General features: G+C 71.3%; 27 protein-coding genes. 24 read left to right on the forward strand and 3 right to left on the reverse strand.

What is annotated here, in order from left to right; all coding sequences use genetic code 11:
• Positions 1-192: 192 nt before the first annotated feature.
• The gene (locus ACZ5XS_RS43160; RefSeq protein WP_468660907.1) at positions 193-1,461 is read right to left on the reverse strand and encodes an MFS transporter; all 1,269 of its coding nucleotides are present in this window, start codon (positions 1,459-1,461) and stop codon (positions 193-195) included.
• Between the two features lie 741 nt (positions 1,462-2,202).
• On the opposite strand from ACZ5XS_RS43160, the gene ACZ5XS_RS43165 reads away from it, so the two are divergent.
• The 3 genes from ACZ5XS_RS43165 to ACZ5XS_RS43175 all read left to right on the forward strand — a co-directional run bounded on the left by ACZ5XS_RS43165 (position 2,203) and on the right by ACZ5XS_RS43175 (position 4,886).
• On the forward strand, positions 2,203-3,204 hold the full coding sequence (locus ACZ5XS_RS43165) for a C-terminal binding protein (RefSeq protein WP_468660909.1): 1,002 nt from the start codon (positions 2,203-2,205) through the stop codon (positions 3,202-3,204).
• A complete protein-coding gene (locus ACZ5XS_RS43170) occupies positions 3,204-4,268 on the forward strand; it encodes a phosphotransferase family protein (protein ID WP_468660911.1) in 1,065 nt (354 codons plus the stop codon). The genes ACZ5XS_RS43165 and ACZ5XS_RS43170 overlap by 1 nt, the downstream gene beginning before the upstream one ends.
• Before the next feature lie 87 nt (positions 4,269-4,355).
• A complete protein-coding gene (locus tag ACZ5XS_RS43175) occupies positions 4,356-4,886 on the forward strand; it encodes a cupin domain-containing protein (protein ID WP_468660913.1) in 531 nt (176 codons plus the stop codon).
• 101 nt (positions 4,887-4,987) lie between these two features.
• On the opposite strand, the gene ACZ5XS_RS43180 is transcribed toward ACZ5XS_RS43175, so the two are convergent.
• A complete protein-coding gene (locus ACZ5XS_RS43180; RefSeq protein WP_468660915.1) occupies positions 4,988-5,887 on the reverse strand; it encodes a LysR family transcriptional regulator in 900 nt (299 codons plus the stop codon).
• A 179-nt stretch (positions 5,888-6,066) separates the two neighbouring features.
• Here ACZ5XS_RS43180 and ACZ5XS_RS43185 point away from each other — a divergent pair, with 179 nt between their 5' ends.
• The 19 genes from ACZ5XS_RS43185 to hypE all read left to right on the forward strand — a co-directional run bounded on the left by ACZ5XS_RS43185 (position 6,067) and on the right by hypE (position 23,993).
• Positions 6,067-7,239, forward strand: coding sequence for an acyl-CoA dehydrogenase family protein (locus tag ACZ5XS_RS43185; RefSeq protein WP_468660917.1), 1,173 nt, complete (start codon positions 6,067-6,069; stop codon positions 7,237-7,239).
• A gap of 182 nt (positions 7,240-7,421) precedes the next feature.
• A complete protein-coding gene (locus ACZ5XS_RS43190; protein ID WP_468660919.1) occupies positions 7,422-7,919 on the forward strand; it encodes a flavin reductase family protein in 498 nt (165 codons plus the stop codon).
• Positions 7,920-8,253: 334 nt separating this feature from the next.
• Positions 8,254-8,568 carry a DUF6400 family protein gene (locus ACZ5XS_RS43195; RefSeq protein WP_468660921.1) on the forward strand — a complete coding sequence of 105 codons (315 nt, stop codon included), beginning with the start codon at positions 8,254-8,256 and terminating at the stop codon, positions 8,566-8,568.
• Positions 8,555-8,812 carry a hypothetical protein gene (locus ACZ5XS_RS43200; RefSeq protein WP_468660923.1) on the forward strand — a complete coding sequence of 86 codons (258 nt, stop codon included), beginning with the start codon at positions 8,555-8,557 and terminating at the stop codon, positions 8,810-8,812. Before ACZ5XS_RS43195 ends, ACZ5XS_RS43200 begins: the two co-directional genes overlap by 14 nt.
• A gap of 157 nt (positions 8,813-8,969) precedes the next feature.
• Entirely contained in the window at positions 8,970-10,676 is a 1,707-nt protein-coding gene (locus ACZ5XS_RS43205) for a hydrogenase maturation protein (protein ID WP_468660925.1), read from the forward strand.
• Between the two features lie 138 nt (positions 10,677-10,814).
• The gene (locus ACZ5XS_RS43210; RefSeq protein ID WP_468660927.1) at positions 10,815-11,903 is read left to right on the forward strand and encodes an NADH-quinone oxidoreductase subunit B family protein; all 1,089 of its coding nucleotides are present in this window, start codon (positions 10,815-10,817) and stop codon (positions 11,901-11,903) included.
• Between the two features lie 79 nt (positions 11,904-11,982).
• Positions 11,983-13,767 carry a nickel-dependent hydrogenase large subunit gene (locus ACZ5XS_RS43215; protein ID WP_468660929.1) on the forward strand — a complete coding sequence of 595 codons (1,785 nt, stop codon included), beginning with the start codon at positions 11,983-11,985 and terminating at the stop codon, positions 13,765-13,767.
• The gene (locus ACZ5XS_RS43220; protein ID WP_468660931.1) at positions 13,764-14,300 is read left to right on the forward strand and encodes a hypothetical protein; all 537 of its coding nucleotides are present in this window, start codon (positions 13,764-13,766) and stop codon (positions 14,298-14,300) included. The genes ACZ5XS_RS43215 and ACZ5XS_RS43220 overlap by 4 nt, the downstream gene beginning before the upstream one ends.
• The gene (locus tag ACZ5XS_RS43225; protein WP_468660933.1) at positions 14,297-14,965 is read left to right on the forward strand and encodes a DUF5947 family protein; all 669 of its coding nucleotides are present in this window, start codon (positions 14,297-14,299) and stop codon (positions 14,963-14,965) included. Before ACZ5XS_RS43220 ends, ACZ5XS_RS43225 begins: the two co-directional genes overlap by 4 nt.
• Positions 14,962-15,654 (forward strand): DUF6084 family protein, encoded by a 693-nt coding sequence (locus ACZ5XS_RS43230; protein WP_468660935.1) that lies wholly within the window; start codon positions 14,962-14,964, stop codon positions 15,652-15,654. Before ACZ5XS_RS43225 ends, ACZ5XS_RS43230 begins: the two co-directional genes overlap by 4 nt.
• Positions 15,651-17,081, forward strand: a complete 1,431-nt coding sequence (locus ACZ5XS_RS43235; protein ID WP_468660937.1) for a hypothetical protein — start codon at positions 15,651-15,653, stop codon at positions 17,079-17,081. The genes ACZ5XS_RS43230 and ACZ5XS_RS43235 overlap by 4 nt, the downstream gene beginning before the upstream one ends.
• Positions 17,078-17,623 carry a hydrogenase maturation protease gene (locus ACZ5XS_RS43240; RefSeq protein WP_468660939.1) on the forward strand — a complete coding sequence of 182 codons (546 nt, stop codon included), beginning with the start codon at positions 17,078-17,080 and terminating at the stop codon, positions 17,621-17,623. The genes ACZ5XS_RS43235 and ACZ5XS_RS43240 overlap by 4 nt, the downstream gene beginning before the upstream one ends.
• Positions 17,624-17,634: 11 nt before the next feature.
• Complete coding sequence (locus tag ACZ5XS_RS43245; protein WP_374200275.1) at positions 17,635-17,739, forward strand: DUF6893 family small protein; 105 nt, start codon at positions 17,635-17,637, stop codon at positions 17,737-17,739.
• Between the two features lie 125 nt (positions 17,740-17,864).
• Entirely contained in the window at positions 17,865-18,260 is a 396-nt protein-coding gene (gene hypA, locus ACZ5XS_RS43250; RefSeq protein WP_468660941.1) for a hydrogenase maturation nickel metallochaperone HypA, read from the forward strand.
• A gap of 3 nt (positions 18,261-18,263) precedes the next feature.
• Positions 18,264-19,046: a hydrogenase nickel incorporation protein HypB gene (gene hypB / locus ACZ5XS_RS43255; RefSeq protein ID WP_468660943.1), complete on the forward strand. Its 783-nt coding sequence runs from the start codon at positions 18,264-18,266 to the stop codon at positions 19,044-19,046.
• Positions 19,043-21,436, forward strand: coding sequence for a carbamoyltransferase HypF (hypF, locus tag ACZ5XS_RS43260; RefSeq protein ID WP_468660945.1), 2,394 nt, complete (start codon positions 19,043-19,045; stop codon positions 21,434-21,436). Before hypB ends, hypF begins: the two co-directional genes overlap by 4 nt.
• A 31-nt stretch (positions 21,437-21,467) precedes the next feature.
• A complete protein-coding gene (locus ACZ5XS_RS43265; RefSeq protein ID WP_468660947.1) occupies positions 21,468-21,788 on the forward strand; it encodes a HypC/HybG/HupF family hydrogenase formation chaperone in 321 nt (106 codons plus the stop codon).
• Positions 21,785-22,921, forward strand: coding sequence for a hydrogenase formation protein HypD (gene hypD / locus ACZ5XS_RS43270; RefSeq protein ID WP_468660949.1), 1,137 nt, complete (start codon positions 21,785-21,787; stop codon positions 22,919-22,921). Before ACZ5XS_RS43265 ends, hypD begins: the two co-directional genes overlap by 4 nt.
• Positions 22,914-23,993: a hydrogenase expression/formation protein HypE gene (gene hypE, locus ACZ5XS_RS43275; RefSeq protein WP_468660951.1), complete on the forward strand. Its 1,080-nt coding sequence runs from the start codon at positions 22,914-22,916 to the stop codon at positions 23,991-23,993. Before hypD ends, hypE begins: the two co-directional genes overlap by 8 nt.
• 73 nt (positions 23,994-24,066) lie before the next feature.
• On the opposite strand, the gene ACZ5XS_RS43280 is transcribed toward hypE, so the two are convergent.
• Positions 24,067-24,453: a hypothetical protein gene (locus ACZ5XS_RS43280; RefSeq protein ID WP_468660953.1), complete on the reverse strand. Its 387-nt coding sequence runs from the start codon at positions 24,451-24,453 to the stop codon at positions 24,067-24,069.
• A gap of 178 nt (positions 24,454-24,631) precedes the next feature.
• Between ACZ5XS_RS43280 and ACZ5XS_RS43285 the strand changes: the two genes are divergently transcribed.
• Entirely contained in the window at positions 24,632-25,390 is a 759-nt protein-coding gene (locus tag ACZ5XS_RS43285) for a response regulator transcription factor (RefSeq protein WP_468660955.1), read from the forward strand.
• A 2-nt stretch (positions 25,391-25,392) separates the two neighbouring features.
• Complete coding sequence (locus tag ACZ5XS_RS43290; protein ID WP_217242563.1) at positions 25,393-26,505, forward strand: sensor histidine kinase; 1,113 nt, start codon at positions 25,393-25,395, stop codon at positions 26,503-26,505.
• Positions 26,506-26,921 lie beyond the last annotated feature (416 nt).

Consider the following 26,921-nt stretch of genomic DNA (forward strand, 5'->3'; position numbering starts at 1 on the left):
CTTCGTGGATCCAATCCTGAAGGGTCTTGAAGACGTAGGGTAGATTCTCCGCCTCGTTCATGGCGGTAATCACCACACCCACCCCCCCCCCCCCCCCCCCCTCCCCCCCCCTCCCTCCCTCCCCCCCCCCCCCCCCCCCCCCCCCCCCCCCCCCCCCCCCCCACGGCGGCAGATGTCCGGTGGACCGACTCGCTAGCGGACCGCGTTGTTGAACTTCGAGGGGCGGACGAAGGTCAGTGCCAGAGCGCCCGCCAGTGGCAGCACCGTGACCTGCAGCAGCCCTGCCCGGTCCCAGCCGAAGGAGTCCACCAGGGCGGCGAAGAGCAGGCCCGAGAAGGCCGCCGGCCCGTAGTAGCTGGTGACGAAGAGCCCGGAGGCGCGTCCGATCTGCGCGGGGCGGACGGCCCGCTGTATCGCGCTGTTGGTGTTGGGGTAGACGAAGCCCAGGCCGAAGGCGCCCATGAGGAAGGCGAACACGCACTGCATGCCGATTCCGGCCTGCGTCTCGTAGATGCACACGCTGATGGCGGAGACGGCCACCATGCTCAGGATCAGCAGGTTGCGCTGGTTGAAGCGGTCACCGAGCCAGCCGCCGAAGACGGCCGTCATGCCGCCGAAACCGAGGCAGCTCATGGCCAGGGCGGCCTGTCCGGAGGTGTAGTGCAGCGAGGTGATGAGGAACGTCGGGTAGAGACCGAGGAACCCGTAGATCGCCACACCGCTGAGGACCGCGTGGACGGCCAGGGCGATGGTGTTGCGGTTGTAGGCGGAGGCCGGCATGTACTCGTAGGTCTTGGTCGAGACGACCTTCTCGACGGAGTGCTCGGTGAGACCGGATTTCACGAGGAAGACGGCGGCGGCGGCGATCAGCAGGCCGGCCGCGCCGAACAGGTAGAACGGCGAGTGCCAGGTGCCGTGCATGCTCATGAGCTGGACGCCGATGAGCGGGGCGATGAACACGCCGATGGAGTAGCCCATGCCGATGAAGCCGAAGGCGAGGCCCCGCCGGTGGGCGAAGAAGGCGCCGATCGCCGCGAAGATGGCGGCGGACTGCATGCCCTCCCCGAAGCCGGAGACGACCCGGTACAGGGTCATGTCGGCGAGACCGGTGGCCAGCGGCGTGGCCATGGTGCCCAGGGAGTAGATCACGATGCTGACCAGCAGCACCGTCTTGCGGCGGAAGCGGTCCAGGAGGTAGCCCGCGGGCAGGCCGGCCAGGGCCATGCCGAGGGTGAAGTTCGTCGCCAGCAGCCCGCCCTGCTCCAGGGAGAACCCGTACTCCGCACGGATGTTGGGCAGCAGGGGAGGAAAGACCTGGCGGTCCATCGCGTTGACCATGTAGGAGAGGACCACCACCAGGAAGCCCACCCCGATCATCGGGCGGGACAGGGGGGCCGGGGTCTTTTCCTGCGTGTCGCTTGCGGGCACCGCACTGGTGTCGACTTGCGCTGCGTGAGTCATAGCGGCTCCTGAGGAGGAATGGGCCACGGCAGGCCGCGGCGGATCCATCGCCGGTACGGGGCCGTACGGGCGATGAAGAGAAGCGGTGAGCGGAACACGGACTCGAGTCGGCGACGGCGATGGTGTCGACGACTGGCGGAATGAGGGCGGCGGGCTGCCGCGCGGTCGGACACCGCATGCGGAATTCAGCCGTATATCGCCCGTCGGGGACATCCGTGGCTATGGCGTCTTCGACAGCCGGACCCCGTGCGGACACTTATCGGTCACACGGTCGGCGCTGGCAGAAACCATGAGGGCGAAGTCTCTCGCGCGTCAAGGTGTGAACGCCGGATTTCTTCGGCGTTTCTCGATTTCCCGTGATGGCGGGGCTCCTCGGAGCGGAGCGAGCCCCGGCGCAGGGATGCCGGCGACCGGGTACGCGGCGCACTCTTGACGTGGGGAAGACGCGGAATGCTATCGTTAGCACCACGTGGCTGTGACAAAGTGATTCGACGTGCCCCGACATCTCGTGATCCGTTCCAGGGGCATCCCGCGGCGCCCGCACCGACCACAAGTCGGCGAGCGCCGGCGCCTCCGACCCGAGCCCAGCGACCCCCTCCCCCCGCCCTGGCGGCCGACGGCACACCGGACATGCCGACGGCCGCCCTTCCGGGTGGCGATCAGACCCGCTCATCCGACGCGACCGGGCGTGAGACCCGGCCGGTTGGCAGCGGCCGCACGATTCTGCGAGGACGACCTGCCATGAACCCACCGAGCCGCCCAGGCACCGTGCTGCTCACCGACTACGCCTGGCCCGACGACTCCGTCGAGCGATCGGTCATCGAGGAGGCCGGCCACATCCTGGTGACCGGCCCCGCCGATCCCGCCTCGGCCGAGGCGATCGAGGACCTGGTGGCCGAGCACCGGCCTGCCGGAATTCTGACCTGCTGGGCCCCCGTCTCCGCCACCGCGATCGGCACGTCGCCGGATCTGCGGATCGTGGCCAGGCTCGGGGTCGGACTCGACAACATCGCCGTGGACGCCGCCACCGAGTGCGGTGTGTGGGTCACCAACGTGCCGGACTACTGCGTCGAGGAAGTCTCCGACCACGCCGTCGGCATGGTGCTGGCCTGGACGCGGGGCCTGGCCGTGTCCGACCGGGAGGTCCGCGCGGGCCGCTGGGATCCCGCCGGCGCCCGGCTGCGCCGACTGTCGACGCTGACCTGCGGCGTCGTCGGATACGGACGCATCGGACGTGCCACCGTGCGCAAGCTCGGCGCGTTCGGCTGCCGGATCCTTGCCCACGACCCGCATCCGCCGAAGGACGCCCCCGGAGTGGAGATGGTGGGCCTGGAGGAGCTGTTGCGCCGCAGCGACGTGGTGATCCTCCATGTGCCGCTCACGCCGGACACGCACCACGTCATCGGCGCCGAGCAGCTGGAGCTGATGTCACCGGGCGGTCTGCTGGTCAACGTCAGCCGGGGCGGCCTGGTGGACACCGACGCGGTCGTCAAGGCGCTGGAGAGCGGACACCTGGACGGAGCCGCCTTCGACGTCCTGGAGAGTGAACCGCACGTCCCCGCGGAGCTGCTCGACCAGCGGGGAGCGCTGCTCACCCCGCACATCGCGTTCTCCTCCGACGCCTCGGTCACGGAACTGCGCCGCCGCGCCGCCGAGGAGGTCGTACGGATCCTCGCGGGCGAGGCACCGGCCCACGCCTGCAACCGCCCCCTCGGTCCGGCCACCGGGTCCGGTGACCGGTGATGAGCCCGACCTCGGCACAGCTGGACCCCGGCCCCGTGCCCGACACCGCGCTGGCCGGCTTCCTGACCGCCCACGCGCTCGCAGGACCCGGCGAAGCCGCCCGCTGGACTCCGCTGGCCGGCGGTGTCTCGTCCGACCTGTGGCGAGTGGACCTGCCAGGACGTTCCCTCTGCGTCAAACGCGCCCTCGCCAAGCTGAAGGTCGCCGCCGACTGGCAGGCACCGGTCTCGCGCAACGCCTACGAATGGGCGTGGATGCGGTTCGCGTCCGGGCACCGCCCGGACAGCGTGCCCGAACTGCTGGCCCACGACCCCGAAGCCGGCCTCTTCGCGATGGCGTTCCTGCCACCCGAGCACTACCCCGTGTGGAAGGCGCAACTGCTGGACGGCGAGGTGCGGCCGGCGACCGCGGCGGCCGTCGGCGAGCTGCTCGGCACCCTGCACGCGGCGAGCGCCGGCGACGCCGCCCTCGCCGCGGAGTTCGCGACCGACGACAACTTCCACGCGCTGCGTATCGAGCCGTACCTGCTGGCCACCGCTGCCGCGCACCCCGGTCTGAGCGACATCCTCCAGGGCCTCGCCGACCGTACGGCCACCACGCACCTGGCCCTCGTGCACGGTGACGTCAGCCCCAAGAACATCCTCGTCGGACCGTCCGGCCCCGTGCTGCTGGACGCCGAATGCGCCTGGTACGGCGACCCGGCCTTCGACCTCGCCTTCTGCGCGAACCATCTGCTCCTCAAGAGCCTGGTGGTGCCCGAGCGCCGCGCCGATCTCCTGCGGTCCGCCCGAGTGCTGGTGGAGGAGTACGTCCGGTGCGTCGACTGGGAGCCTCGGCCGGCCCTGGAGACGCGGGCCGCGTCGCTGCTGCCGGCGCTGCTGCTCGCGCGTGTCGACGGCAAGTCCCCGGTGGAGTACCTCACGGACGACCGGCACCGGCTGTTCGTACGCACGGTGGCATCAGCCCTGCTCAGGGCGCCCGCCCCCACGGTGGCGGACGTCCTGGACGCCTGGGCGACCGAGCTCGGGTCCTCGACGGGGCCCGGCAGCGGCCGACCGGACTGACCCGACCGATGCGATCGATGCGACGGGTCCGGCGGCCCCGGCCCGGTGGATCCCCCGCATCCGACTGACATGATTGAGGAGAGACACATGCGCAGAGTCGTCACCGGCCATGACGAGAACGGCAGGTCGGTCGTCGTCAGCGACGGTCCCATCCCGCGCAGCCGGGAGTTCACCAGCCTGCCGGGCTGGGTGTCCCGCCTGCCGTGGGCCACCGAACCCGGCGAACCGGTCGGCCGGACCGGGGAGGACCCCACTCCGAAGGTCACCAGCCACCTCCCGGCGCCCGGCGGCACCCGGTTCATCGTCCTGACCTTCCCGCCGGACAGCGCGATGGCCGACCCGGCGTTCGACCCCGTCGCCTACGCCCAGGAATCCCTGGCCGACTCGCCCGGCCTCGTGGAGCTCTTCGAGCCCGACGGCATGCACACGACGCCGACCGTGGACTACGGCATCGTGCTGCAGGGCGAGATCGTCCTCGAACTCGACGACGGCCGGTGCACCCACCTCTCGGCAGGGGACATCGTGATCCAGAACGGCACCCGCCACGCCTGGCGCAACCGCAGCGACCAGCCGGTCACGATGGCCTTCGTCCTTGTCGGCGCAGAACGCGACGGCTGACGCGGCGGTCGGTTCACCACCCCTCGATCGGGGGTGCGTGCATGTCATCGGGAGGCCGAACGCCCGACGGCCGGCTGCCGACGCGCGCCGCCCCACGCGCGTCAGCCGGTTGTCCGCGGGGTCTCCGGACCGGTGAGCATGTCCTTTGCGTACTGGAGGAAGGCCCGCGCCCGGTGGGTGGGGGTGACGTGTGCCGCGTGGGCGATCACGAGCTCGACTTCGTCCAGCGGGTCGCTCAGGGGCACGGACGCCAGGGGAAGTCCCTCGACACTGGTGTCGGTCGGCCAGGACTGGATCAACGTGGCGAAGCCGAGGCCGCGGGCGACCATGCTGCGGACCGCCTCGATGCTCGAGGTCCGGTACCGGATGGTCGGCTGTGCTCCCGCGAGGGAGAACCAGTGGTCGGCGTTCTGCTGGGCCGGAGGCTCGGAGTAGATGATCAGTGGTTCGTCAGCCAGTTCGGCGAGTGAGACGGACTCGCGCTCCGCCATCGGATGACCGGCGGACAAGATGACATACGGACGGCTGGAGCGCAGCGTCGTGCGGGACAGACCGGGCTGGTCGCCGAACGCGTACAACAGGGCCAGGTCGCAGGCGCCCTGGAGCAGGGCCTGTCGCATCTCGTCCAGCTGACCCTCGATCAGTTCGAGGTCGACCGCCGGGTGTACCTGCCTGAACCCGTCCACCAGGGGTGGGATGAGAAACGGTGTCAGGGCCGCGTAGCAGCCGATCGTCAGGCGGCCGGCCAGCCGGCCTTCCTCCGCCTGTGCGCTCGCCCTGAGTTCGTCGGCCTGCGCCAGCATGGCTCGGGCACGGTCCAGGACCCGGCTGCCGGCCTCCGTGAGGAAGGCCCCCTTCGCCCGGCGTCGTACCAGCAACTGGACACCGAGGCGGCGCTCCAGGTCGGCGATCGCCGTGGAGATGCCCGCCTGGGAGGCATGGCACCGCATCGCCGCCGCGCTCATGGAGCCCGTGTCCGCCACCGCGACGAGGTATTCCAATTGGCGTAGGGAAAAATTGGCCGCCATTTCGCTCCTGCTGTCATGGGATCCCTGATAAGCCTTATAGGAAAGTTCTGGTTTTCCTGGCCGTAACGCGGATGTCATCCTAAGCCGCAGTCACCTTCTGAAAAAGACTTGGTCGACGACCAGCCCCCGCACATTCAGCTAGGAGCCCTTTCATGGCCACGCTTCTTGACCCCGCTCGATCCCAGGAGCGGCGAACCGGCGACAGTGTGCTCGGTCGAGTCGGCGCACTTCTTCCCGAGATCGCGGCACGTTCTGCCGAAGGTGAGAACGCACGGGCTGTCCCGGCGGATCTCGTCGCCGCCCTGCGCCAGGCGGGCGTGTTCCGGATGGCCCTGCCCACGGTGTGGGGCGGAGAGCAGCTGGGGCTGCTGGAGGCCGCCCGGGTGGTGCGGGAGATCGCACGAGCCGACGGCTCGACGGGCTGGACGGTTCAGGCCGCTTCGATGGCCTGGTTCTTCGTCCGGTCACTGCCGCGCACGACGTTGGAGAACGAGGTGTTCGCGGGCGGTGCCGACCTGATGCTCCGTGGCGCCGTGGCTCCGAAGGGGCTGGCGACGCCGGTGAAGGGCGGCTACCGGCTCAGTGGTCGCTGGCCGCTCGCGAGCGGCCCGTTCACCCCGGACTGGATGCTCGGAGGATTCCTCGTCGAGGGGGCGCCTCCGCTGCCGGACGGCCGCCCGGACATGCGGGTCGCGCTGTTCCGGCCCGAGCAGGTCACCTTCCTCGACACGTGGGACGCGGTCGGCCTGCGGGCCACGCAGAGCACCGACTTCACCATGGACGACGTCTTCGTTCCGGAACACCGCACGGGGCCGATGTTCGGCGACAACAACATCCCCGCTCCCCTCTACGACCTGCCGTACTCCCCGACGGGGGCCTCGCACGACGCCGTCGTACTCGGCGCCCTGGAGGGTGCGCTCGCCGATCTCTCCGCACTCGCCGCCACCAAGCGGCCGGCGTTCAACCCCAGGGCGCTGCTCGGCGAGGACCCGGTGTTCCAGGAGAAGTTCGCGGAACTGTACGTGCGCACCGCCGCACTGACCGCCCTGTCGGAACACACCGGACGCCTCGTCATGGACCGTGCCCTCGCCGGACAGGCGCCCACCCCGGCCGAGTGGTTCACGTACACCGGCGGCACGCAGCACATCCATCACGACGGCATCCGGATCCTCAACGAAATCATGACTCTCTCCGGCAGCGCGGGCCTCTACAACACCAGCTCACTTCAGCGCCGCTGGCGCGATGTCCGCTGTGTTTCCCAGCACGTGGTCGGCAACAACGGCGCGATACGGCAGCTGGGCGCGGTGTTGTCGGGGAAGAACTGAAACCCGCCGCGGGCGGTGCCCCCGAAGTGCCGCTCTCCACGATTTTGCGCCCGCGCCAGAAATCACCTCACCATTTTGGAGAAAGCGATGAATACGCCATTCACCTCCGATCCGCGAACCGGTGCGCGTCCCGTTCCAGAGCGGCCGCACTTCACCCCCCGCCACCTGACGGGCGGTCTCCGGTGAGCCCTCTCAGCGCCACACCGGCCAATCCCGCTCTCCTGCGTCAGGCTTTCGGCTGCTTTCCGTCCGGGGTGACAGCCGTGTGCGCGCTCGACTCCGGCAACCCGGTGGGCATGGCGGCGAGCACGTTCACCCCGGTATCCCTGTCGCCCGCGCTGATATCGGTGTGCGTGCAGGACACCTCGACGACCTGGCCCAGGCTGCGTCGGCGAGACCGGGTGGGTGTCAGCGTGCTGGCCGAGGGGCAGGACGCGATCTGCCGGTCACTGGCCGGAAAGGCCGGCGACCGGTTCGCGAGCGTCGACTGGGATGCCGACGACGAGGGCGGGGTCTACATCCACGGCGCGAGTCTCTGGCTGAACTGTTCACTGCACGCCGAACTCCCCGGGGGTGACCACACGATCGTGCTCCTCGAAATCCACGGTCTGAAGGCCGAACCCGAGCGAGAGCCCCTGGTGTTCCACAACAGCCGGTTCCGGCGCCTGGCCGTCTCGTAGGTCTCAGGGGAGGGCATCTGTACCACCTCCCAGGCGGCGGCAATACCGCCCGACGAAGCAGGCCCGGCCGGTCTCCGGTCGGGCCTCTCGGGCCTCTCGGGCCAGGCGGGCCAGGCGGGCGTTCGCCGGTGTGACGGAGGTGTTCGCGGCGAGCCGTGTGTGGCCTCGCAGATGCTCTTGAGCTGCCAGGCCCCGGCCGGCGTGCGGGGCGTCCGGATGACGCGGAGGCCCTGAGCGGCAGGGCGGCGGCGGGTGCCGCCGTGGTCGCGGCCCTGTTGTGACTTCTCCCACCTGCTCTTGCCCGAGCGAGGACGGCTTACCTACGTTCGGTCGCATGCCCACCCCTGGCCCCGCCCTTCCCGGCGAACCGGACGAACCCGCCGCGGCGAGCAGGCCCGCGGCGGACCGTTCGGACGCCTCCGCACCGTTCGACCTGCACGTCGACCTGAGTGCACACGAAATGCTCCGGCGGGCCCATGTGCTGGCCGCTCTCGGCCCCGACTGGGACCCCGTCACGGCACTGCGGGGCGAGGAGGAGGCGTACGCGCTGCTGTACTCCGGCCTCAGCGTGGAGCAGCAGCGCGTGTACGACGACCTGGTCTCCGCCGGTGTGCTGCCGCGCAGAGGGGGCGGCCATGCTGCCGCTTGACCCGCAGGCCGACGTCGGGCGCCGCGCCTGGGTGGCCTGCCCGAGCTGTGACGACCATCGCGGGTGCGCCACCTGCGAGCAGCGGCGTACCTGCTCCGAGCACTGGCGGTATCTCCTCTCCAACACCGGCAGCCTGCTCCACCTGCAGTGCCCTTCGTGCACCCACATCTGGTCCCACGAGACGCATTTCGGCGTCACCCGCTCAGGGTGGGGGCGTGCTGCCGGCGGCCTGTGGCCGCGGTGAGCATCCGACAGCCTTGTCCGTGATGAGGCCGGACGGCGGATCGACACCTGCTTTCGGATGACGTCCCCGTCTGTTGACGGGGTCGACGGGCCGACGTACTTGAGGATCGAAGCCGGCGGGTCATCCCTGTCTGCCGTTCGTCCGCCCGGAGGCAGCTGTGCACATCCTGCTCGTAGCCAGCGCGTTCAACAGCCTCACCCAGCGCGTCCACGCCGAACTGCGCGACCGCGGTCACACCGTCGCGGTGGAGCTCGCCCTGCCGGGCAGCCCGTTGCCGGACGCCGTACGCCGGCACGCCCCGGAGCTCATCGTGGCGCCGATGCTGAAGACGGCGATCCCCGAAGAGGTGTGGGCAGCGCACACGTGCCTCATCGTCCATCCGGGGCCTCTGGGTGACCGCGGGCCGTCATCCCTGGACTGGGCGATCCACGAGGGCGCCGGCGACTGGGGCGTCACCGTCCTGCAGGCCGACGGGGAGATGGACGCCGGCGATGTCTGGGCTTGCGTACCGTGCCGGGTTCCTCCGGTGTCCAAGAGCGACCTGTACCGGGGGGAGGTCGCCGACGCCGCCCTCGCGGCCGTCCTGCTCGCCGTCGAGCGCTTCGCGGGCGGACGCCACGTTCCGCTCAAGCAGGGCGCGGGACCCCGGGCGGGAGCCCACCCGCGCGTCCGTCCGTACCTCGACCAGAGCGTCCGGCGGATCGACTGGGCCGCGGACTCCACGCGGACCGTCGTCCGCAAGCTCCGGGCGGCGGACTCGCAGCCCGGCGTGCTGGATGTGCTGCTGGGCGGTGAGTGGTACCTGCACGGCGGCCACCCCGAGGGTGCGCTGCGCGGCCGGCCGGGAGAGCTCCTGGCCACCCGGGCCGGGGCGATCTGCCGGGCCACGAAGGACGGCGCCGTTTGGATCCCCGAGCTGCGGCCCCGGCGGACGCACGGGCAGCCGCCCACGTTCAAACTGCCCGCCGTCCAGGCCCTGGGTGACCGGCTGCCGCCGCTGCCCGGGCACGACCTGCCCCTGCTGCCCGACGCGGGACACCGCACCTGGACGGACATCCGCTACCGGGAGGAGGGGAACGCGGGCTTCCTGTCGTTTTCCTTCCCCGGCGGCGCCATGAGCACCGCGCAGTGCCGACGTCTGCTGGACGCCTACCGGGAAGCGTGCGCGCGACCCACGTCGGTGCTGGTGCTGGGCGGCGAACGCGACGTCTTCTCCAACGGGATCCACCTCAATGTCATCGAGGCCGCGGACGACCCCGGCGCCGAGTCCTGGGCGAACATCAACGCCATCGACGATCTGGTCGAGGCGGTCCTGACGACGACGGACCGGCTGGTGGTCTCGGCGCTCGGCGGCAACGCCGCGGCGGGCGGGGTGATGCTCGCCCTGGCGGCGGACGAGGTGTGGTGCCGTTCGGGAGCCGTACTGAACCCGCACTACCGTCTGATGGGCCTGTACGGATCCGAGTTCTGGACGTACACCCTGCCGCGCAGGGTGGGGACCGCGACCGCCGAGCGGCTCATGAGCGAGGCGCTGCCGGTGAGCTCGGCGGGCGCCCTGTCCCTCGGTCTCGTCGACCGGGTGGTCGACTGCGGCCCGCAGGAGTTCGCCCCGCAGGTCGGCGTCCTGGCCGCCCGCCTGGCGGCACTGCCGGCCACCGCGTCACGGATCACCGCGAAGAAGACCGAGCTGGACCGGCAGGAGAGCGTGACCCCGTTGGCGGTCTTCCGGGAGCGGGAGCTGGCCCGGATGCGCCGTACCTTCGACGACCCGGACGCTCCGTTCCACGCTCTGCGTCGCGCGTTCGTCCGCAAGGAGCGGCCACGGTGCACTCCGCCGCACCTGAACCCGGCTCCGGTCGCGTAAACGGGTCCGGCCGCGTCGGACGCTCGCGTCACCGGAATGGCCCTGGATCAGGTCTCATCACAGCCGAGCCGCTGGTACCAAGAAGGATGTCGGCCGAAATGCCGGCCTTCATCCCATACCTCCCCAGGAGGCGGTCCCATGACTGAGGCGACGCCGGACACGGTCGGCGCTGCGGACGCCACAGGCGCGCCCGCCGACGAGACACCCACGATCCACATTCTCTGGATCAACGCCGGGCTGAGCTGTGACGGCGACTCGGTCGCGTTGACCGCGGCCATGCAGCCGAGCATCGAGGAAATCGTGCTCGGCGTACTGCCGGGTCTGCCGAAGATCGCCGTCCACTGGCCGCTCATCGACTTCGAGTGCGGTCCGGTCGGCGGCTCGGACACGTTCATCGAGTGGTTCTTCAAGGGCGAGCGCGGCGAGATCGACCCGTTCGTGCTGGTCGTCGAGGGCTCCATCCCCAACGAGTCGATCAAGCCGGAGGGCTACTGGTGCGGCTTCGGGGACAACCCGGAGACCGGCCAGCCGATCACGACCAGCGAGTGGATCGACCGGCTCGCGCCCAAGGCCCTGGCCGTCGTCGCCATCGGCACCTGCGCCACCTACGGCGGCATCCACGCCATGGCGGGCAACCCGACCGGCGCGATGGGGGTGCCGGACTACCTCGGCTGGGACTGGAAGTCGCACGCGGGCATCCCGATCGTGTGCGTTCCCGGCTGCCCGATCCAGCCGGACAACTTCTCCGAGACGCTCACGTACCTGCTCTACCAGGCGGCCGGCGCCGCCCCGATGATCCCGCTGGACGACAAGCTGCGTCCGACCTGGCTCTTCGGGGCCACCGTGCACGAGGGCTGCGACCGTGCGGGGTACTACGAGCAGGGCCAGTTCGCTTTGACGTACGACTCGCCGAAGTGCCTGGTCAAGCTCGGCTGCTGGGGCCCCGTCGTCAAGTGCAACGTGCCCAAACGCGGCTGGATGAACGGCATCGGCGGCTGCCCCAACGTCGGCGGTATCTGCATCGCCTGCACCATGCCCGGGTTCCCCGACAAGTTCATGCCGTTCATGGACGAGCCCCCCGGCGCCAAGGTGTCGAGCGGCACCAGCGGAGCCTACGGCGCCGTGATCCGCAGGCTGCGGTCGATCACGGCCAAGACCGTGGACAAGGAGCCCAAGTGGCGCCGTACCGGAGACGAGATCACCACCGGATACCGGCCGCCGTGGTGAGGATCCGACGCAAGTAATCCGCCCCTGCTTCGTGCACCCCCACACGAACCCCCGCGCAACGAAGGGCACGGCACAAACGATGGCATCGACGACGACGGCGGCCGGCGACGGCAGCGGCCTGGTGGAGATGGCCTGGGACCCGATCACACGGATCGTGGGCAGCCTGGGCATCCACACCAAGATCGACTTCAAGCAGAAGCGGGTCGCGGAGTGCTACAGCACCTCGTCGGTCTTCCGCGGCTACAGCGTCTTCATGCGCGGCAAGGACCCCCGCGACGCCCACTTCATCACCAGTCGCATCTGCGGGATCTGCGGGGACAACCACGCCACCTGCTCGGTGTACGCCCAGAACATGGCGTACGGCGTGAAACCCCCGCACCTCGCAGAGTGGATCATCAACCTCGGCGAGTCCGCGGAGTACATGTTCGACCACAACATCTTCCAGGAGAACCTGGTAGGGGTCGACTACTGCGAGAAAATGGTCAAGGAGACCAACCCCGGTGTCCTCGAACTGGCCGAGCGCACCGAGGCACCGCACGCCGGGGAGCACGGCTACCGCACCATCGCCGACATCATGCGGTCGCTGAACCCGATCGAGGGCGAGTTCTATCGCGAAGCCCTCCAGGTCAGCCGCTACACCCGGGAGATGTTCTGCCTCATGGAGGGCCGCCATGTGCACCCCTCCACGCTCTACCCGGGCGGCGTCGGAACCATCGCCTCCGTGCAGCTCTTCACGGACTACCTCAGCCGCCTGATGCGGTACGTCGAGTTCATGAAGCGGGTCGTGCCCCTGCACGACGACCTGTTCGACTTCTTCTACGAGGCCCTGCCCGGGTACGAGGAGGTCGGCCGGCGCCGCGTCCTGCTCGGCTGCTGGGGAGCACTCAACGACCCCGAGTACTGCGACTTCACGTACGCGAACATGACCGACTGGGGTCGGCGCATGTTCGTCACGCCCGGCATCATCGTGGACGGCAAGCTCGTCACCAACGACCTCACCGAGATCAACCTCGGTATCCGCATCCTGCTGGGCAGTTCCTACTACGAGGACTGGCAGGGCCAGGAACAGTTCGTCACCCACGACCCCCTCGGGAACCCGGTCGACCCGCGCCACCCGTGGAACCAGCACACCATCCCCGCCCCGCAGAAGCGGAACTTCGACGACAAGTACAGCTGGGTCATGTCGCCCCGCTGGTTCGACGGCAAGGACCACCTCGCCCTGGACACCGGCGGCGGTCCCATCGCCCGGCTGTGGTCCACCGCCCTGTCCGGGCTCGTCGACACCGGGTACGTGAAGGCCACCGGCCACAGCGTGGTCATCAACCTGCCCCGGACGATGACCAAGCCGGAGACCAGCTTCGAGTGGAAGATCCCGAAGTGGTCCAACGCGCTGGAGCGCAACCGCGCCCGCACCTACTTCCAGGCCTACACCGCCGCCGTCGCCCTGCACTTCGCGGAGAAGGGGCTGGAGGAGGTCCGGGCCGGACGCACCCAGACCTGGGAGAAGTTCGAGGTGCCGGACGAGGGCATCGGCGTCGGATTCACCGAGGCGGTGCGGGGTGTCCTCTCCCACCACATGGTGATCCGCGACGGCAAGATCGCCAACTACCACCCGTACCCGCCCACTCCCTGGAACGCCAGCACCAGGGACACCTTCGGCACGCCCGGACCCTACGAGGACGCCGTGCAGAACACGCCGATCTTCGAGGAGAACTCCCCGGAGAACTTCAAGGGCATCGACATCATGCGCGCGGTCCGCAGCTTCGACCCCTGTCTGCCGTGCGGCGTCCACATGTACGTCGGCGGCGGCAAGACCGTGCAGAAGATGCACGTGCCGACCGGCCTGAGCGGACTGGGCGGATGAGCGCCGTGACGGGGACGCGCCCCGTGAACGCGGAGCAGACCGGACGCCGTGTCGAGGAGGTGCTGGACCGTCTGGCGGGCGCCGGCAATCCTTCGGCAGCCGCGGCCGCGGAGGAACTCGTGCGGTCCCTCATGGACTTCTACGGCTCCGGCCTCGCCCGCATCCTCCAGCTGCTGCCCGCTTCCGGCGAGCCTCTCGCGAAGCTGCTCGACGACGCACTCGTCGCGAGCCTCCTCGTGCTGCACGACCTGCACCCCGAGGACCGGGACACCCGGATCGCCCGTGCCCTCGACAGCGTCCCGGACCACGCCCTGGAACTGGTGGCGTTCGACGAGGAGAGCGGCACCCTGAGGCTGCGGACGCGGGCGGGCGGCGGCTGTGGCTGCGGCAGCGGCGACAGCGCCCGGCAGGCCGCCGAGGACGCGCTCGCCTGCTTCGCACCCGAGGTCAGGGCCGTCGACGTACAGGACGCACCCGCTCAGCCCGCCCTGCTCCAGATCGGCACCGGCCCGGCGCCGGCGAAGACCCGATGAGCGCGTCCCAGGCGCCCGTGCGGCCACCCGGTCCAGGCCCGCGGACATCCGGCCTGCGCAGGTTCCTGACCGAGCGCCCGCCGCGGCCGGAGCGGTGCGAGCTGTGCGCGGTGGCGGTGCCCGAGGAGAACCACCGCCACCTCGTCGACACCGAGAAGCGCGCCCTCGCCTGCGCCTGCGTCTCCTGCGCCCTGCTGATGGAACAGCCGGGCGCCGCGGCGGGCCGCTTCCGCGCGGTCCCGGCCCGCTACCTCACCGACCCCGGCCACCGCCTCGACGACCGCGCGTGGGAGTCGTTGCAGATCCCGGTCGGCGTCGCCTTCTTCTTCCGCAACGCTGCGCTGGACCGGCTGGTCGCCCTCTACCCCAGCCCGGCCGGAGCCACCGAGAGCGAACTCGAACCGTCCACGTGGACGGAGGTCCTGGGCGGCAGCCCGCTCGCCGATCTCCTCGAACCCGACGTGGAGGCACTCCTGCTGCGCCGCACCGACGGCCGGTGCGACTGCTACCTCGTACCCATCGACATCTGCTACGAACTGGTCGGCCGCATGCGCCTGTTGTGGCAGGGCTTCGACGGCGGGGCCGAAGCACGGGCAGCCCTCGACGCGTTCTTCGCGGACGTCGCGCGGCGCGCCCGGCCCGTGGGCGAGGTGGGCCGGTCGTGACCCGGTTCTCGTTCGCCTGCACCGGCGTCCGCGCCGACCGGTACGCCGCCGGACCGACCCTCGTCTTCCGGCTGCGCGTCACCGCGGCCGACAACGCCCGCGTGCACGCGCTCGCGCTGCGCTGTCAGATCCGTATCGAACCCGCCCGTCGTGGCTACGAAACCGCCGAGGCCGACGCCCTGGCCGATCTCTTCGGCGAGCGCTCGCGCTGGGGCAGCACCCTCCAGCCGGTGCAGTTCGCCCAGGTCTCGGTGATGGTCCCCAGCTTCACCGGAGAGATCGACACCGACCTCGTCGTGCCCTGCACCTACGACATGGACATCGCCGCCAGCCGCTACCTGGCCGCGCTCACCGACGGTGAGGTTCCGCTGCTGATGCTCTTCTCGGGTACGGCGTTCACCGGCGCGGGCGGTTTCCAGGTCGAGCCGGTGCCGTGGGACCGCGAGGCGGCCTTCCGGATGCCGGTCACCGCATGGCGGGAAATGGTCGAGCAACACTTCCCCGGCTGCGGCTGGATCCGGCTGCCCCGCGACACCATGGACGCCCTGCTCGCCTACCGCTCCCGGCACGCACTGCCCTCCTGGGAGGCGACCGTACGGGCCCTGCTCGACGAGAGCGGCGCCGCGGACCCGCCCGGGACGGACCCGTTTCTCGCGCTCACCGGCACCACCGGAAGGACGGATCCGTGACCGTGACCGCGTTCGCCCCCGAGACCGAGGAGCGGTTCGCCCTCGCCCGGCAGGTGGCCGACGCCGTGCTCTTCGAGGGCTACGTGCTCTACCCGTACCGGGCATCGGCGGCAAAGAACCGGCTGCGCTGGCAGTTCGGGGTGCTCGTGCCGCCCGCCTGGGGCGCCGAGTGCGAGGAGCACGACTTCCAGCACACCGAGTGCCTGCTGGAACCGAAGGCCGGCGCGACCCTGTCGGCCGAGTTGCGCTTCCTGCACGCCCGGCGGCGGACCGTGCAGCAGGCCCGCCCGGACGGCGGCTACGACACCGTTCCCGAACTCCACCTGGACGACCGCGTGTTGGTGCCCTGGGACGAGGGGGCCGAGGAACGCGTCGAGGTGGTCGCGACGGTGGACGAACTGCTGGGGGACGGCATCACGTTTCCCTTCGAGCGACCCGCCCGCGAGGACACCGAGCCGGTGGTGGACGCGGCCGGCCGGACCGTGGGCAGACTGGTCCGGCGGTGCGAGGAGATCAGCGGCGCCGTCCGTCTGTCCGCCACCGAACTCGACGGGCCCTACCGGGCGTTGCGGCTGACCGCCATCGTCGAGAACACCACTCCCTGGACACCCCCGGAGGGCCGCAGCGCCGACCGGGACGCGGCGCTGCCGCACTCCCTGGTCGCCGCGCACCTCCTGATGGCCCTCAGCACCGGATCGTTCCTGTCGATGACCGATCCCCCCGAGTGGGCCAAGGGAGCGACCGCCGCCTGCCGCAACCTGCACACCTGGCCCGTGCTCGCCGGTGAACCCGGCCGCGCCGACCTCGTGCTGTCCTCGCCGATCATCCTGGAGGACCACCCGGCCATCGCACCGGAAAGCCCCGGCGCGCTCTACGACGCCACCGAGATCGACGAGATCCTCGCACTGCGGACCGCGGCCCTCACCGACGAGGAGAAACGCGAGGCCCGGGGCACCGACGACCGGGCGGCCGCCGTGATCGACCTCGCGGACTCGATGCCGCCCGAGGTTCTGGAACGCCTGCACGGCGCGGTACGGAGCCTGCGGGAGGTGACCGGCGCCGCCCTGGCCCCCGCCGCCGCGGACGGGTTCCCGGACGAGTACGGAGTGCCGCGCCCGGACACCCCCTGGTGGGACCCGGCGAGCGACGCCGGCTTCGACCCGGCACAGGACCGGGTCGTCGTGGACGGCCGGTCGCTGGGCGCGGGCAGCCGCGTGCTGCTGCGACCGGGCCTGCGACGCACCGACGCACAGGACCTGTTCCTGCAAGGGCGCAGCGCGACGGTCGAGGCGGTGCTGCACGACGTGGACGGCGGCGTCCACCTGGCCGTGACGGTCGAGGGCGACCCGGGCGCCGACATCCGCCGCGAGCAGGGCCGGTTCCTGTACTTCCAGCCCGACGAGGTCACACCGCTGGAGGACGCGTGAACCATCCCCTACCGGCGGGCCCGAAGACCCTCGTCGCAGGCATCGGCAACATCTTCCTCGGTGACGACGGATTCGGCGTGGAGACCGCGCGCAGGCTCACCGAGCGCCAACTGCCCGCCCACGTCGAGGTCGTGGACATCGGCGTGCGCGGGGTGCACCTCGCCTACCAACTCCTGGACGGCTACGACACCCTCGTCCTCGTGGACGCCACGGCACGCGGTGAAGCACCCGGCACGCTGTACGTGATCGAGTACGACGGCCCTGGCGCGGGCGAGCCCGAGGGCGCCCCCGCGATCGACGGCCACCGGATGACCCCCGACACCGTCCTGGCGTTGCTGGGCACGCTCTGCGCCGGGACCGGCGGCGAACCACCGCGACGCACCCTGATCGTCGGATGCGAACCGGCCACGGTCGAGGAGGGCATCGGTCTCAGCCCGCCGGTGACCGAGGCCGTACCCGAGGCCGTACGGCTGATCGAAGAAATGCTGCGGGACGGCGAGCCGTCCGTGGCGCGCGCTACGACCACGGAGGCTTCGAAGTGAGGAGAGACGGGATGAAGAAGACCATCGTCGGTGGGGCGGCCCTCGCCGCCGCGGCCGCACTTGTCGCACAGGTACTTCCCGACATCAGGCGCTACCTGCGGATCCGACGCATGTGAACCGGGTTCACGACGAGCGCTCCCTGACGTTGCGTCGAAAGGCGTACCCGGCCGACGGCGACGGCGTGCCGGGCCGTCGAACCCGGGCAGCTCGCCTCTAATGACGGCTGGGAGGACACAGACCTATGCACGAGATGTCCGTCGCGCTCGCCGTGATCGACCAGGTGGAGAAGGCCGCGGCCCAGGCCGGTGACGTCACGGCGGTGCTGTCGGTGCGGCTTCAGGTCGGTGAACTGGCCGGTGTCGTGCCCGACTCCCTTTCCTTCTGCTTCGAACTGGCCTGCGCCGGAACCGTGCTGGAGGGCGCCGAGCTCGTCACCGAAGCGGTGCCGGGGCGGGCCCGCTGCGCGTCCTGTGCGCACGAGTGGGCCGTGGGCATGCCGCCCCGGCTGACCTGTCCCGAGTGCGGCGGGGTGAACACCGACCTGCTCTCGGGCCGGGAACTCCAGATCGCCGGCGTGCACTGGGAGGACGGCCGGACGCACGCGCAGACCCGCGAACCCATCTCCGAGGAGCGCTGAACCATGTGCCGTGTGGTCGACCTGCAGCAGGCCGTACTCGCCAAGAACGACGCGACCGCGCACACCCTGCGCGCCCGCCTCGCGGCTCGCGGCACCGCCGTCGTCAACCTGCTGTCCAGCCCCGGCAGCGGGAAGACCGCGCTGCTGGAACGCGAACTGCTGCTGGCCCGCGAGCGGTCCGTTCCGGTCGCGGCGCTGACCGCCGACCTCGCCACCGAGAACGACGCGACACGGCTGGCGCGTTCGGGCGTGCCGGTCAAGCAGGTCCTCACCGACGGCCTCTGCCACCTGGAGGCGGGGATGCTCGGCGGCCACCTCGAGGGCTGGCTGCCCGATGACACCCGGCTGCTGTTCGTGGAGAACGTCGGCAACCTGGTCTGCCCGGCCTCCTACGACCTGGGGGAGACACTGAGAGTCGTCCTCGCCTCCGTGACCGAGGGCGAGGACAAGCCACTGAAGTACCCCACCGCCTTCGGCCTCGCCCACCTGGTCGTGGTCACCAAGACCGACATCGCCGAGGCCGTCGCGTTCGACGAGGGCGCGTTCCGCGCGAACGTGGAGCAGGTCAACCCGGGCGTCGAGGTGCTCCTGACCTCGGCACGCCGGGGCGAGGCGATCGGCGCGCTGCTCGACAGGGCGCTGGCGGCGGCGGACGGGGCGCCCGTCCACACCCCCGTCATGGCCCGCAGGCCGGACACCTCGCGAGCCGGGGAGCCCGCACACCACCACGGCCATGGGCACGCCGTCCCGGACGGCACCGGCTCCATGGCCCAGACCCGCTCGTGAGCGGTCCGCGGCCCCCGACCGTCGTCGCGGACGACCTGCCGCTGCGCCGTCGGGTCGTCGTTCGGGGAGTGGTGCAGGGCGTGGGCTTCCGGCCGTACGTGTACGGCCTCGCCACCGAACTCGCCCTGGCCGGACACGTGACCAACACTCCGGAGGGCGTCGTCGCCGAGGTCGAGGGAACCGCCTCGGCCGTGGCCCGGTTCTGCGAGCGGATCGCCCTCCACGCGCCCCCGCTGGCCCGTGTGGAGTCCGTCCACCACAAGGAGCTCCCGGTCACCGGTGGCGGCGCGTTCACCATCCTCGCCTCCCGTACCGACGGACCGGCCCGCACCCTGGTCTCCCCGGACACGGCCACCTGCGCCGACTGCCTCCGCGAACTGGCCGATCCGGCCGACCGGCGACACCGCCACCCCTTCGTCAACTGCACCCACTGCGGACCGCGCTTCACGATCGTCACCGGTGTTCCCTACGACCGGGCGAACACCACCATGGCCGGCTTCCCGATGTGCTCCGACTGCGCCCGTGAGTACGCCGATCCGGGCGACCGCCGTTTCCACGCCCAGCCGGTCGCCTGCCCCGCCTGCGGTCCGCGGCTGCGCCTGCTCGTGCCCCGGCCGCCGCTCGGCGGACGGCCGGAACACGTCGGCGGGGCGGACCCGGTGGCCGAAGCCCGCGCGCTGCTCGCCCGGGGCGCGATCCTCGCCGTGAAGGGCCTGGGCGGCTACCACCTCGCCTGCGACGCCACCGACGCCGAAGCCGTCAGCCTGCTGCGACGCCGCAAGAGCCGGGGAAACAAGCCGTTCGCCCTCATGGCCAGGAGCGTGGACGAGGTCGGGCACCTCGTCCGGCCGAGTGCCGAGGAGCGCGCCATGCTGGAGAGCGGCACCAGGCCCATCGTGCTCCTGCGCCGTCGTACGAACCCGTCGTACGAGGCACAGGCCGTGCGGCCGGCCGAGGCCGTCGCGCCCGGCAGCCCCGACCTCGGTGTGATGCTGCCGTACACGCCGCTGCACCATCTGCTCCTCGGCCTGCCGGGCGACGTCGAGGGCCCCCGGCTGCTGGTGATGACCAGCGGCAACCTGGCCGGTGAACCGATCGTCACCGACGACGAGGAGGCCCTGGAGCGGCTGGCGCCCCTGGCCGACGCCTGGCTCACGCACGACCGGCCGATCCATGTGCCGTGCGACGACTCCGTGGTCCGCGTCAGCGACGGCAGGCCACTGCTCGTCCGGCGGGCTCGCGGCTACGCCCCGCTGCCGGTCGCCCTTCCACTGCCCGTGCGGCCGGCCCTCGCGGCCGGCGGCGACCTCAAGAACGCGCTCTGCCTCGGCGAGGGGCGGCGCGCCTGGCTGTCCGCGCACATCGGCGACATGGACGACCTGGCCACGCAGCGAACCTTCGAGCGTGCCGCGGCGCAACTGGAGTCCATCACCGGCGTGCGCCCCGAGACCCTGGTCACCGACCGGCATCCCGGCTACCGCTCCGCCCGGTGGGCCGAGAGGAACGCCGCCGGCCGGCCCGTCGTGCGCGTCCAGCACCATCACGCCCACATCGCCGCCACGATGGCCGAACACCAACTGGACGGCACCCGGCCGGTGATCGGCGTCGCCTTCGACGGCACGGGCCACGGCGACGACGGCGCCGTATGGGGCGGGGAGATCCTGCTCGCCGACTACGACGGCTTCACCCGGTTCGGGCATCTCGCCTACGTCCCGCTCCCCGGTGGGGACGCGGCGGTGCGCAGGCCGTACCGGATGGCGCTGGCCCACCTGCGCACGGCCGGCATCGGCTGGTCGGACGACCTGGCCTGTGTCGCCGTCTGCCCGCGCGACGAACTCAACGTGCTGGAGCGGCAGTTGCAGCGCAACCTGAACTGCGTCCCCACCTCCAGCATGGGCCGGCTCTTCGACGCCGTGTCCTCCCTCGCCGGCGTGTGCCACCGCGCCGGATACGAGGCCCAGGCAGCCGTCGAGCTGGAAGGCGCCGCACTGAACGCGCCCGCCGAGGACACCACCACGTACGCCTTCGCCCTGCGCACCTCGGAGCCGGACGGGGACGGCGCCGTGCGGGCCGACCCGGCACCCGTCCTCGCGGCGATCGTCACTGATCTGCGGGCGGGTGCGGAGCCGGCCGTGGTCGCGGCCCGCTTCCACCGGGCCGTGACCGCCCTGGTGCACCGGATGTGCGTACGGGCGAGAGAGCAGCACGGGCTGGACACCGTCGCCCTGACCGGAGGCGTGTTCGCCAACACCCTGCTCTCCTCGTCCTGCGCCGACGCCCTGCGCGAGGACGGCTTCACGGTCCTGCGGCACCACCTGGTCCCGCCGGGCGACGGCGGACTGGCGCTCGGCCAGCTCATGGTGGCCGCCCGCGCCACCACCGCCCACTGACCCACGCACCACCCACAGCAAGGAGAGGCCCATGTGCCTGGCGGTACCGGGCAGAGTGCTCGACATCGAGGAACGGGACGGCACCCGCATGGCGACCGTCGACTTCGGCGGAGTGGTCAAGGAGGTGTGCCTGGAGTACCTGCCCGATCTCCGGGTCGGCGAGTACGCCATCGTCCATGTCGGATTCGCCCTGCAGCGCCTGGACGAGGAGTCGGCGAAGCAGACGCTCGAACTCTTCGCCGAAATGGGCCTGTTGCAGGAGGAGTTCGGCGATCCCTGGGAACTGGCCGCGGAAGCGGGACCGGTCACCGGGCACACGGGTGAGGACACCGTCGAGGGGGTGCGGAAGTGAAGTACATCGACGAGTTCCAGGACCCCGGACTGGCGCGCCGGCTCCTCGACGACATCCACTCCACGGTCACCCGGCCCTGGGCCCTGATGGAGGTCTGCGGAGGACAGACGCACAGCATCATCCGCCACGGCATCGACCAGCTCCTGCCCAAGGAGGTCGAACTGATCCACGGGCCGGGCTGCCCCGTGTGCGTGACCCCGCTGGAAGTCATCGACAAGGCCCTGGAGATCGCCTCCCGCCCGGACGTGATCTTCTGCTCCTTCGGTGACATGCTCCGGGTGCCGGGCACCGGCCGGGACCTGTTCCAGGTCCGCAGTGAGGGCGGCGACGTACGCGTCGTCTACTCGCCGCTGGACGCCCTGCGGATCGCGCAGCAGAACCCGGACCGCGAAGTGGTGTTCTTCGGCATCGGCTTCGAGACGACGGCACCCCCCAACGCCATGACGGTCCATCAGGCGCGCCGCCTGGGCATCCCGAACTTCAGCCTGCTGGTGTCCCACGTCCGCGTGCCGCCCGCCATCGAGGCGATCATGTCGGCGCCGAAGTGCCGGGTGCAGGGCTTCCTGGCGGCCGGGCACGTGTGCAGCGTGATGGGCGTGGGGGAGTACCCGGAACTGGCCGAACGCTTCCGCGTGCCGATCGTCGTGACCGGATTCGAGCCACTGGACATCCTCGAAGGCATCCGCCGGACCGTGCGCCAGCTGGAACGCGGCGAGCACACCGTCGACAACGCCTACGCCCGCGCCGTCCGTCCGGAGGGCAACCCGGCCGCCCGCGCCATGCTGGAGGACGTCTTCGAGGTCACCGACCGGGCGTGGCGAGGCATCGGAGTGATCCCCGACAGCGGCTGGCGGCTGGCGGAGAAGTACCGCGACCACGACGCCGAGTACCGCTTCTCCGTCGAGGGCATCCAGACCAGGGAACCGGCCGAGTGCCGCAGCGGAGAGGTGCTGCAGGGACTGCTCAAGCCGCACGAGTGCGAGGCCTTCGGAACCCTCTGCACGCCCCGCACCCCCCTGGGCGCCACCATGGTCTCCAGCGAGGGCGCCTGCGCCGCCTACTACCTCTACCGGCGCCTGGACCTGACCCCCACCACGACCACCACGGACCGGGAGGCGAGCCCCGTTGTCTGACGCCACCGACCTCGCGGCGACGGCAGTGGACCCCGCGGCCTGGACGTGCCCGGCCCCGCTGCGCGACCGCCCCCGGGTCGTCATGGGCCACGGCGGCGGCGGGGCACTCTCCGCCGAACTGGTCCAGGAGATCTTCGCGCCCGCCTACGGGGGAGCGGCGCTCGCCCAGCTGGGTGATGCCGCCGCTCTCTCGCTGGGCGGCGCCCGGCTCGCCTTCTCCACCGACTCCTTCGTGGTGCGGCCGCTGTTCTTCCCCGGCGGCAGCATCGGCGACCTCGCCGTCAACGGCACCGTCAACGATCTGGCCATGAGCGGGGCCCGAGCCGCCTACCTCTCCTGCGGGTTCATCCTGGAAGAGGGCGTCGAACTGGACGTCGTCTCCCGGGTGGCCGAGGCGCTTGGCGCGGCGGCCCGCACCGCCGGCGTCGAGGTGGCGACCGGCGACACCAAGGTGGTCGAGGCCGGCCACGGCGACGGAATCTTCATCAACACGGCCGGCATCGGCCTCATCCCGGAGGGCGTCGACCTGCGTCCCCAGCGGGTCGTCCCCGGCGACGTCGTGATCGTCAGCGGCGCCATCGGCGTGCACGGCGTGGCGATCATGAGCGTCCGCGAGGGCCTGGAATTCGGGGTGGAGATCGACAGCGACTGTGCGGCGCTCGGCGGTCTGGTCGAGGCCATGCTCGCCGTCACCCCGGACCTGCACGTGCTGCGCGATCCCACCCGGGGCGGCCTGGCCGCCGCGCTCAACGAGATCGCGGCGGCCTCCGGCACCGGGGTGGTCATCCGGGAGCGTGACGTCCCGGTGCCGTCGGCCGTGGCCAACGCCTGCGCCATTCTGGGCCTGGACCCCATGTACGTCGCCAACGAGGGCAAGCTGGTGGCCTTCGTCCCACGCGAGCACGCCGACGCCGTCCTCGCGGCGATGCGGGCCCATCCGCTGGGCGCGGACTCCGTGATCATCGGCGAGGCCGTCGCGGCACATCCCGGCATGGTGGTGGCCCGGACCGGGCTGGGGGGCACGCGGGTGGTCGATCTGCCGATCGGGGAGCAGCTGCCGCGGATCTGCTGACGCTCTGCTGACGCGAAGGCCGGGGGCCTGATCCGCGGATCAGGCCCTGACCGGCCGGTGCTCGGGGCAGGCTCTAACCCGGTCGGCGCTCGGACGGCGGGTCCTGCGGGTCCACGCCGGTGAACGCGGAAGCGTCCCGCGTGCCGCTGGGGCGCTTGGAGCGGCCCTTGCGTCCGGTGTCCCGCATGCCCTTCTCGTTCTCGCCGCCGCCGTACTCCTCGCCGCGTGCACTGTCGCTTTCGACCGTGTCACCGGGAACGGACTTCGTCTCCTCCTTGGACTTCCTCCGGCCCGTCCCCTTGGCACCGGCTTGCCCGGCGTCGAAGGAGCGGCGCGCGCTCGGGTTGTCCTGCTGCCGGGTCTCATCCACATCGGGCGACCAGCCGTGCTGCCCGGTGCCCTGATGACGGCTCGGGCCCTTTCCGTGGGAGGGCTCGGACGAGGGTGTTTTCTTCGGCATGGGCCGACCTGCCTGTTCAGTGGGGGGACGCCGGTCACGCGTCGCCGCGATGGGTAAATTATCCCTCTTTGTCATATTTCAGGCACATCGTGCGGTCTGTGGTCCGAGTGTTCTTACGAAACGAGGACATCAGGGCCCGCGCTCCGTACGGGAGTGAGGCCGGTGGGAGGGTGGGGGCATGCAGCAGTCGTACGCATTTCCAGGCCCCGGACCCGCTCCGCGCGGGCCCATGGGCGCGGGCCGCGTTCTCGTCGCGGAGGACGACCTCCCCGATCCCGCCGTCGCCGAGGTCGTCCCCGGCCGTCTCGACCGCGCCGGATCCGAGGTGGACCGGGCCGAGGACGGGCGGTCCGCGCTCACCTGGGCCGCCGCGCACCGGCCGGACCTGGACGTGCTGGACCTGATGCTGCCCGGCACGGACGGCCTGGGGGTGTGCCGCGGCATACGCGCCCGCCGCCCCGTGCCGGTCGTCACGCTCACCGTTCGCGGCGACGAGGGTGACCGGATCCTGGGCCGGGAGGGGGGCGCCGCCGACCACGTGACGAAGCCCATCGGTTCCCGTGAACCGGCGCTGCGGGTCGCATCAGTGCCGCGCCGGAGCCGGCCCGCCGTCGCGGCTCGGCCCGTGCACGCGCCGGGCCTCGCCGCCGCCCCGGCCGCCCGCCGCGCCACCGAGAACGGCACCGAACCCGGACTCACCCTCCGCCGGTTCGCCCCCTCCGCCTCCCTGCTGCGCAACCACGGTCGCGCCCACAGCCGGGACGAGCCGATGCGCGAGGCCGGGGCCTGGGACCTCGACGAGCTGTCCACCGCCACCGCCCATGGGCGCGGGCTGCGGGGCGAGGTGGACGAGGGCACGGCCCCGGACCGGCTGATCCAGACGGTGTGGGCCATGAGCCACCGCGTCGACGCCGCGCTCCGCGAGGAGGCGGTCTGAGCATGCGCGACACCCTCCTCATCGCCCTCTTCGCCTTCCTCGGCGCCGTCACGGCCGGGCTGCTCGGGGCGGGAGCACTGTGGCTGATCCGGCGACGCTCGCTGACCGCGTCCCTCGCCGTGGTCTCCGCCGTGGCCGTGACCGCCATGCTCGCGGGCACACTGGCCGTGGCGCAGGCGATGTTCCTGTCCTCGCACGACCTGAGCGTCGTCACCACGGTCGTCGCGATGGCGGCGGTCGTCTCCCTGGCCACCGCACTGCTGCTGGGCCGTTGGGTCGTCGCCCGCAGCCGGGCGCTCACCGCCGCCGCCCGTTCCTTCGGTGACGGCGGTCATTTCGCGGCTCCCGACGGCCCGGCCACCGCCGAACTCTCGGCGCTCAGCAGGGAGTTGGCCGCCACCAGTGCCAAGCTGGCCGAGTCCCGCGATCGCGAGCGGGCCCTGGAGACATCGAGACGGGAACTCGTCGCCTGGATCTCGCACGACCTGCGCACGCCCCTCGCCGGGCTGCGCGCCATGTCCGAGGCCCTGGAGGACGGCGTCGCCGCCGACCCGCAGCGCTACCTCCGCCAGATGCGCACCGAGGTCGAACGCCTCAACGACATGGTGGGGGACCTCTTCGAGCTCTCCCGCATCCACGCCGGGGCGCTCGCCCTCTCCCCTTCCCGTATCTCCGTGTACGACCTGGTCGGCGACGCCCTCGCGGGAGCGGACGCCCTCGCCCGTGAGTACGGGGTGGTGCTGGTCGGCGACCGCATCGAGCCGGTACCGGTCGAGGTGGACGGCAAGGAGATGAGCCGAGTGCTGGGCAATCTCCTGGTCAACGCGATCCGCCGGACCCCGTCCGACGGTACGGTCGCGGTCGCCGCCGAGCGCTCCCTGGACGGGGTGGTCCTGTCCGTCACCGACGGCTGCGGCGGCATCCCCGAGGAGGATCTGCCGCGGGTCTTCGACACCGGCTGGCGCGGCACGCACGCCCGTACCCCACCCGCCGGTGCCGGTCTGGGCCTCGCCATCGTCCGGGGCATCGTGGAGGCCCACCGCGGCCGGGCCGCCGTGCGCAACGTCCCCGGCGGCTGCCGCTTCGAAGTGACGCTCCCCGCGGCCGAGGCCTGATCGGGGAGCGTCCCCTCGGCCGGCAAGTCCCTCACGGGACACCGGCAGACCACCGGCTGCCCGGTGCCGCCCTTCCGAATCGCGGCATCGGGCAGTCGTCGGCCTGCCGCCCTCAACCAGGACCTGTCCGGCCGATCATGCCGCAGACGCGGGGTGTGGTGCGCGCATCTGCCGCGTTGTCGTCGGTTGCCGACTCCCCCACTCCCGACTTCGCTCGAGCGGGGGCACCCCCATCGCGTCGACGCCCTCCTACGCCTTGCAGCTGCACGCACCACACCCCGCTCACCGGCACTGATGTCGCACCGTCGCTTCCCTGCGACTTGATCGGCCGGACAGGTCCTAGTAGTGCTTCGTTAGGTTCTCGTTCTGGTTCTGCGGGTTTTGAGGGGGTGGCCGCAGGTGATGCAGGTGCCGGT

This window comes from Streptomyces sp. NPDC033131 (assembly GCF_055578365.1).

Excerpts from the sequence above, each read along its gene's own strand:
- ACZ5XS_RS43160 (WP_468660907.1), bottom strand. The coding sequence starts at position 1,461 with ATGACTCACGCAGCGCAAGTCGACACCAGTGCGGTGCCCGCAAGCGAC.
- ACZ5XS_RS43165 (WP_468660909.1), top strand. The coding sequence starts at position 2,203 with ATGAACCCACCGAGCCGCCCAGGCACCGTGCTGCTCACCGACTACGCC.
- ACZ5XS_RS43170 (WP_468660911.1), top strand. The coding sequence starts at position 3,204 with ATGAGCCCGACCTCGGCACAGCTGGACCCCGGCCCCGTGCCCGACACC.
- ACZ5XS_RS43175 (WP_468660913.1), top strand. The coding sequence starts at position 4,356 with ATGCGCAGAGTCGTCACCGGCCATGACGAGAACGGCAGGTCGGTCGTC.
- ACZ5XS_RS43185 (WP_468660917.1), top strand. The coding sequence starts at position 6,067 with ATGGCCACGCTTCTTGACCCCGCTCGATCCCAGGAGCGGCGAACCGGC.
- ACZ5XS_RS43195 (WP_468660921.1), top strand. The coding sequence starts at position 8,254 with ATGCCCACCCCTGGCCCCGCCCTTCCCGGCGAACCGGACGAACCCGCC.
- ACZ5XS_RS43200 (WP_468660923.1), top strand. The coding sequence starts at position 8,555 with ATGCTGCCGCTTGACCCGCAGGCCGACGTCGGGCGCCGCGCCTGGGTG.
- ACZ5XS_RS43210 (WP_468660927.1), top strand. The coding sequence starts at position 10,815 with ATGACTGAGGCGACGCCGGACACGGTCGGCGCTGCGGACGCCACAGGC.
- ACZ5XS_RS43215 (WP_468660929.1), top strand. The coding sequence starts at position 11,983 with ATGGCATCGACGACGACGGCGGCCGGCGACGGCAGCGGCCTGGTGGAG.
- ACZ5XS_RS43220 (WP_468660931.1), top strand. The coding sequence starts at position 13,764 with ATGAGCGCCGTGACGGGGACGCGCCCCGTGAACGCGGAGCAGACCGGA.
- ACZ5XS_RS43225 (WP_468660933.1), top strand. The coding sequence starts at position 14,297 with ATGAGCGCGTCCCAGGCGCCCGTGCGGCCACCCGGTCCAGGCCCGCGG.
- ACZ5XS_RS43245 (WP_374200275.1), top strand. The coding sequence starts at position 17,635 with ATGAAGAAGACCATCGTCGGTGGGGCGGCCCTCGCCGCCGCGGCCGCA.
- hypA (WP_468660941.1), top strand. The coding sequence starts at position 17,865 with ATGCACGAGATGTCCGTCGCGCTCGCCGTGATCGACCAGGTGGAGAAG.
- hypB (WP_468660943.1), top strand. The coding sequence starts at position 18,264 with ATGTGCCGTGTGGTCGACCTGCAGCAGGCCGTACTCGCCAAGAACGAC.
- ACZ5XS_RS43265 (WP_468660947.1), top strand. The coding sequence starts at position 21,468 with ATGTGCCTGGCGGTACCGGGCAGAGTGCTCGACATCGAGGAACGGGAC.
- ACZ5XS_RS43280 (WP_468660953.1), bottom strand. The coding sequence starts at position 24,453 with ATGCCGAAGAAAACACCCTCGTCCGAGCCCTCCCACGGAAAGGGCCCG.
- ACZ5XS_RS43285 (WP_468660955.1), top strand. The coding sequence starts at position 24,632 with ATGCAGCAGTCGTACGCATTTCCAGGCCCCGGACCCGCTCCGCGCGGG.
- ACZ5XS_RS43290 (WP_217242563.1), top strand. The coding sequence starts at position 25,393 with ATGCGCGACACCCTCCTCATCGCCCTCTTCGCCTTCCTCGGCGCCGTC.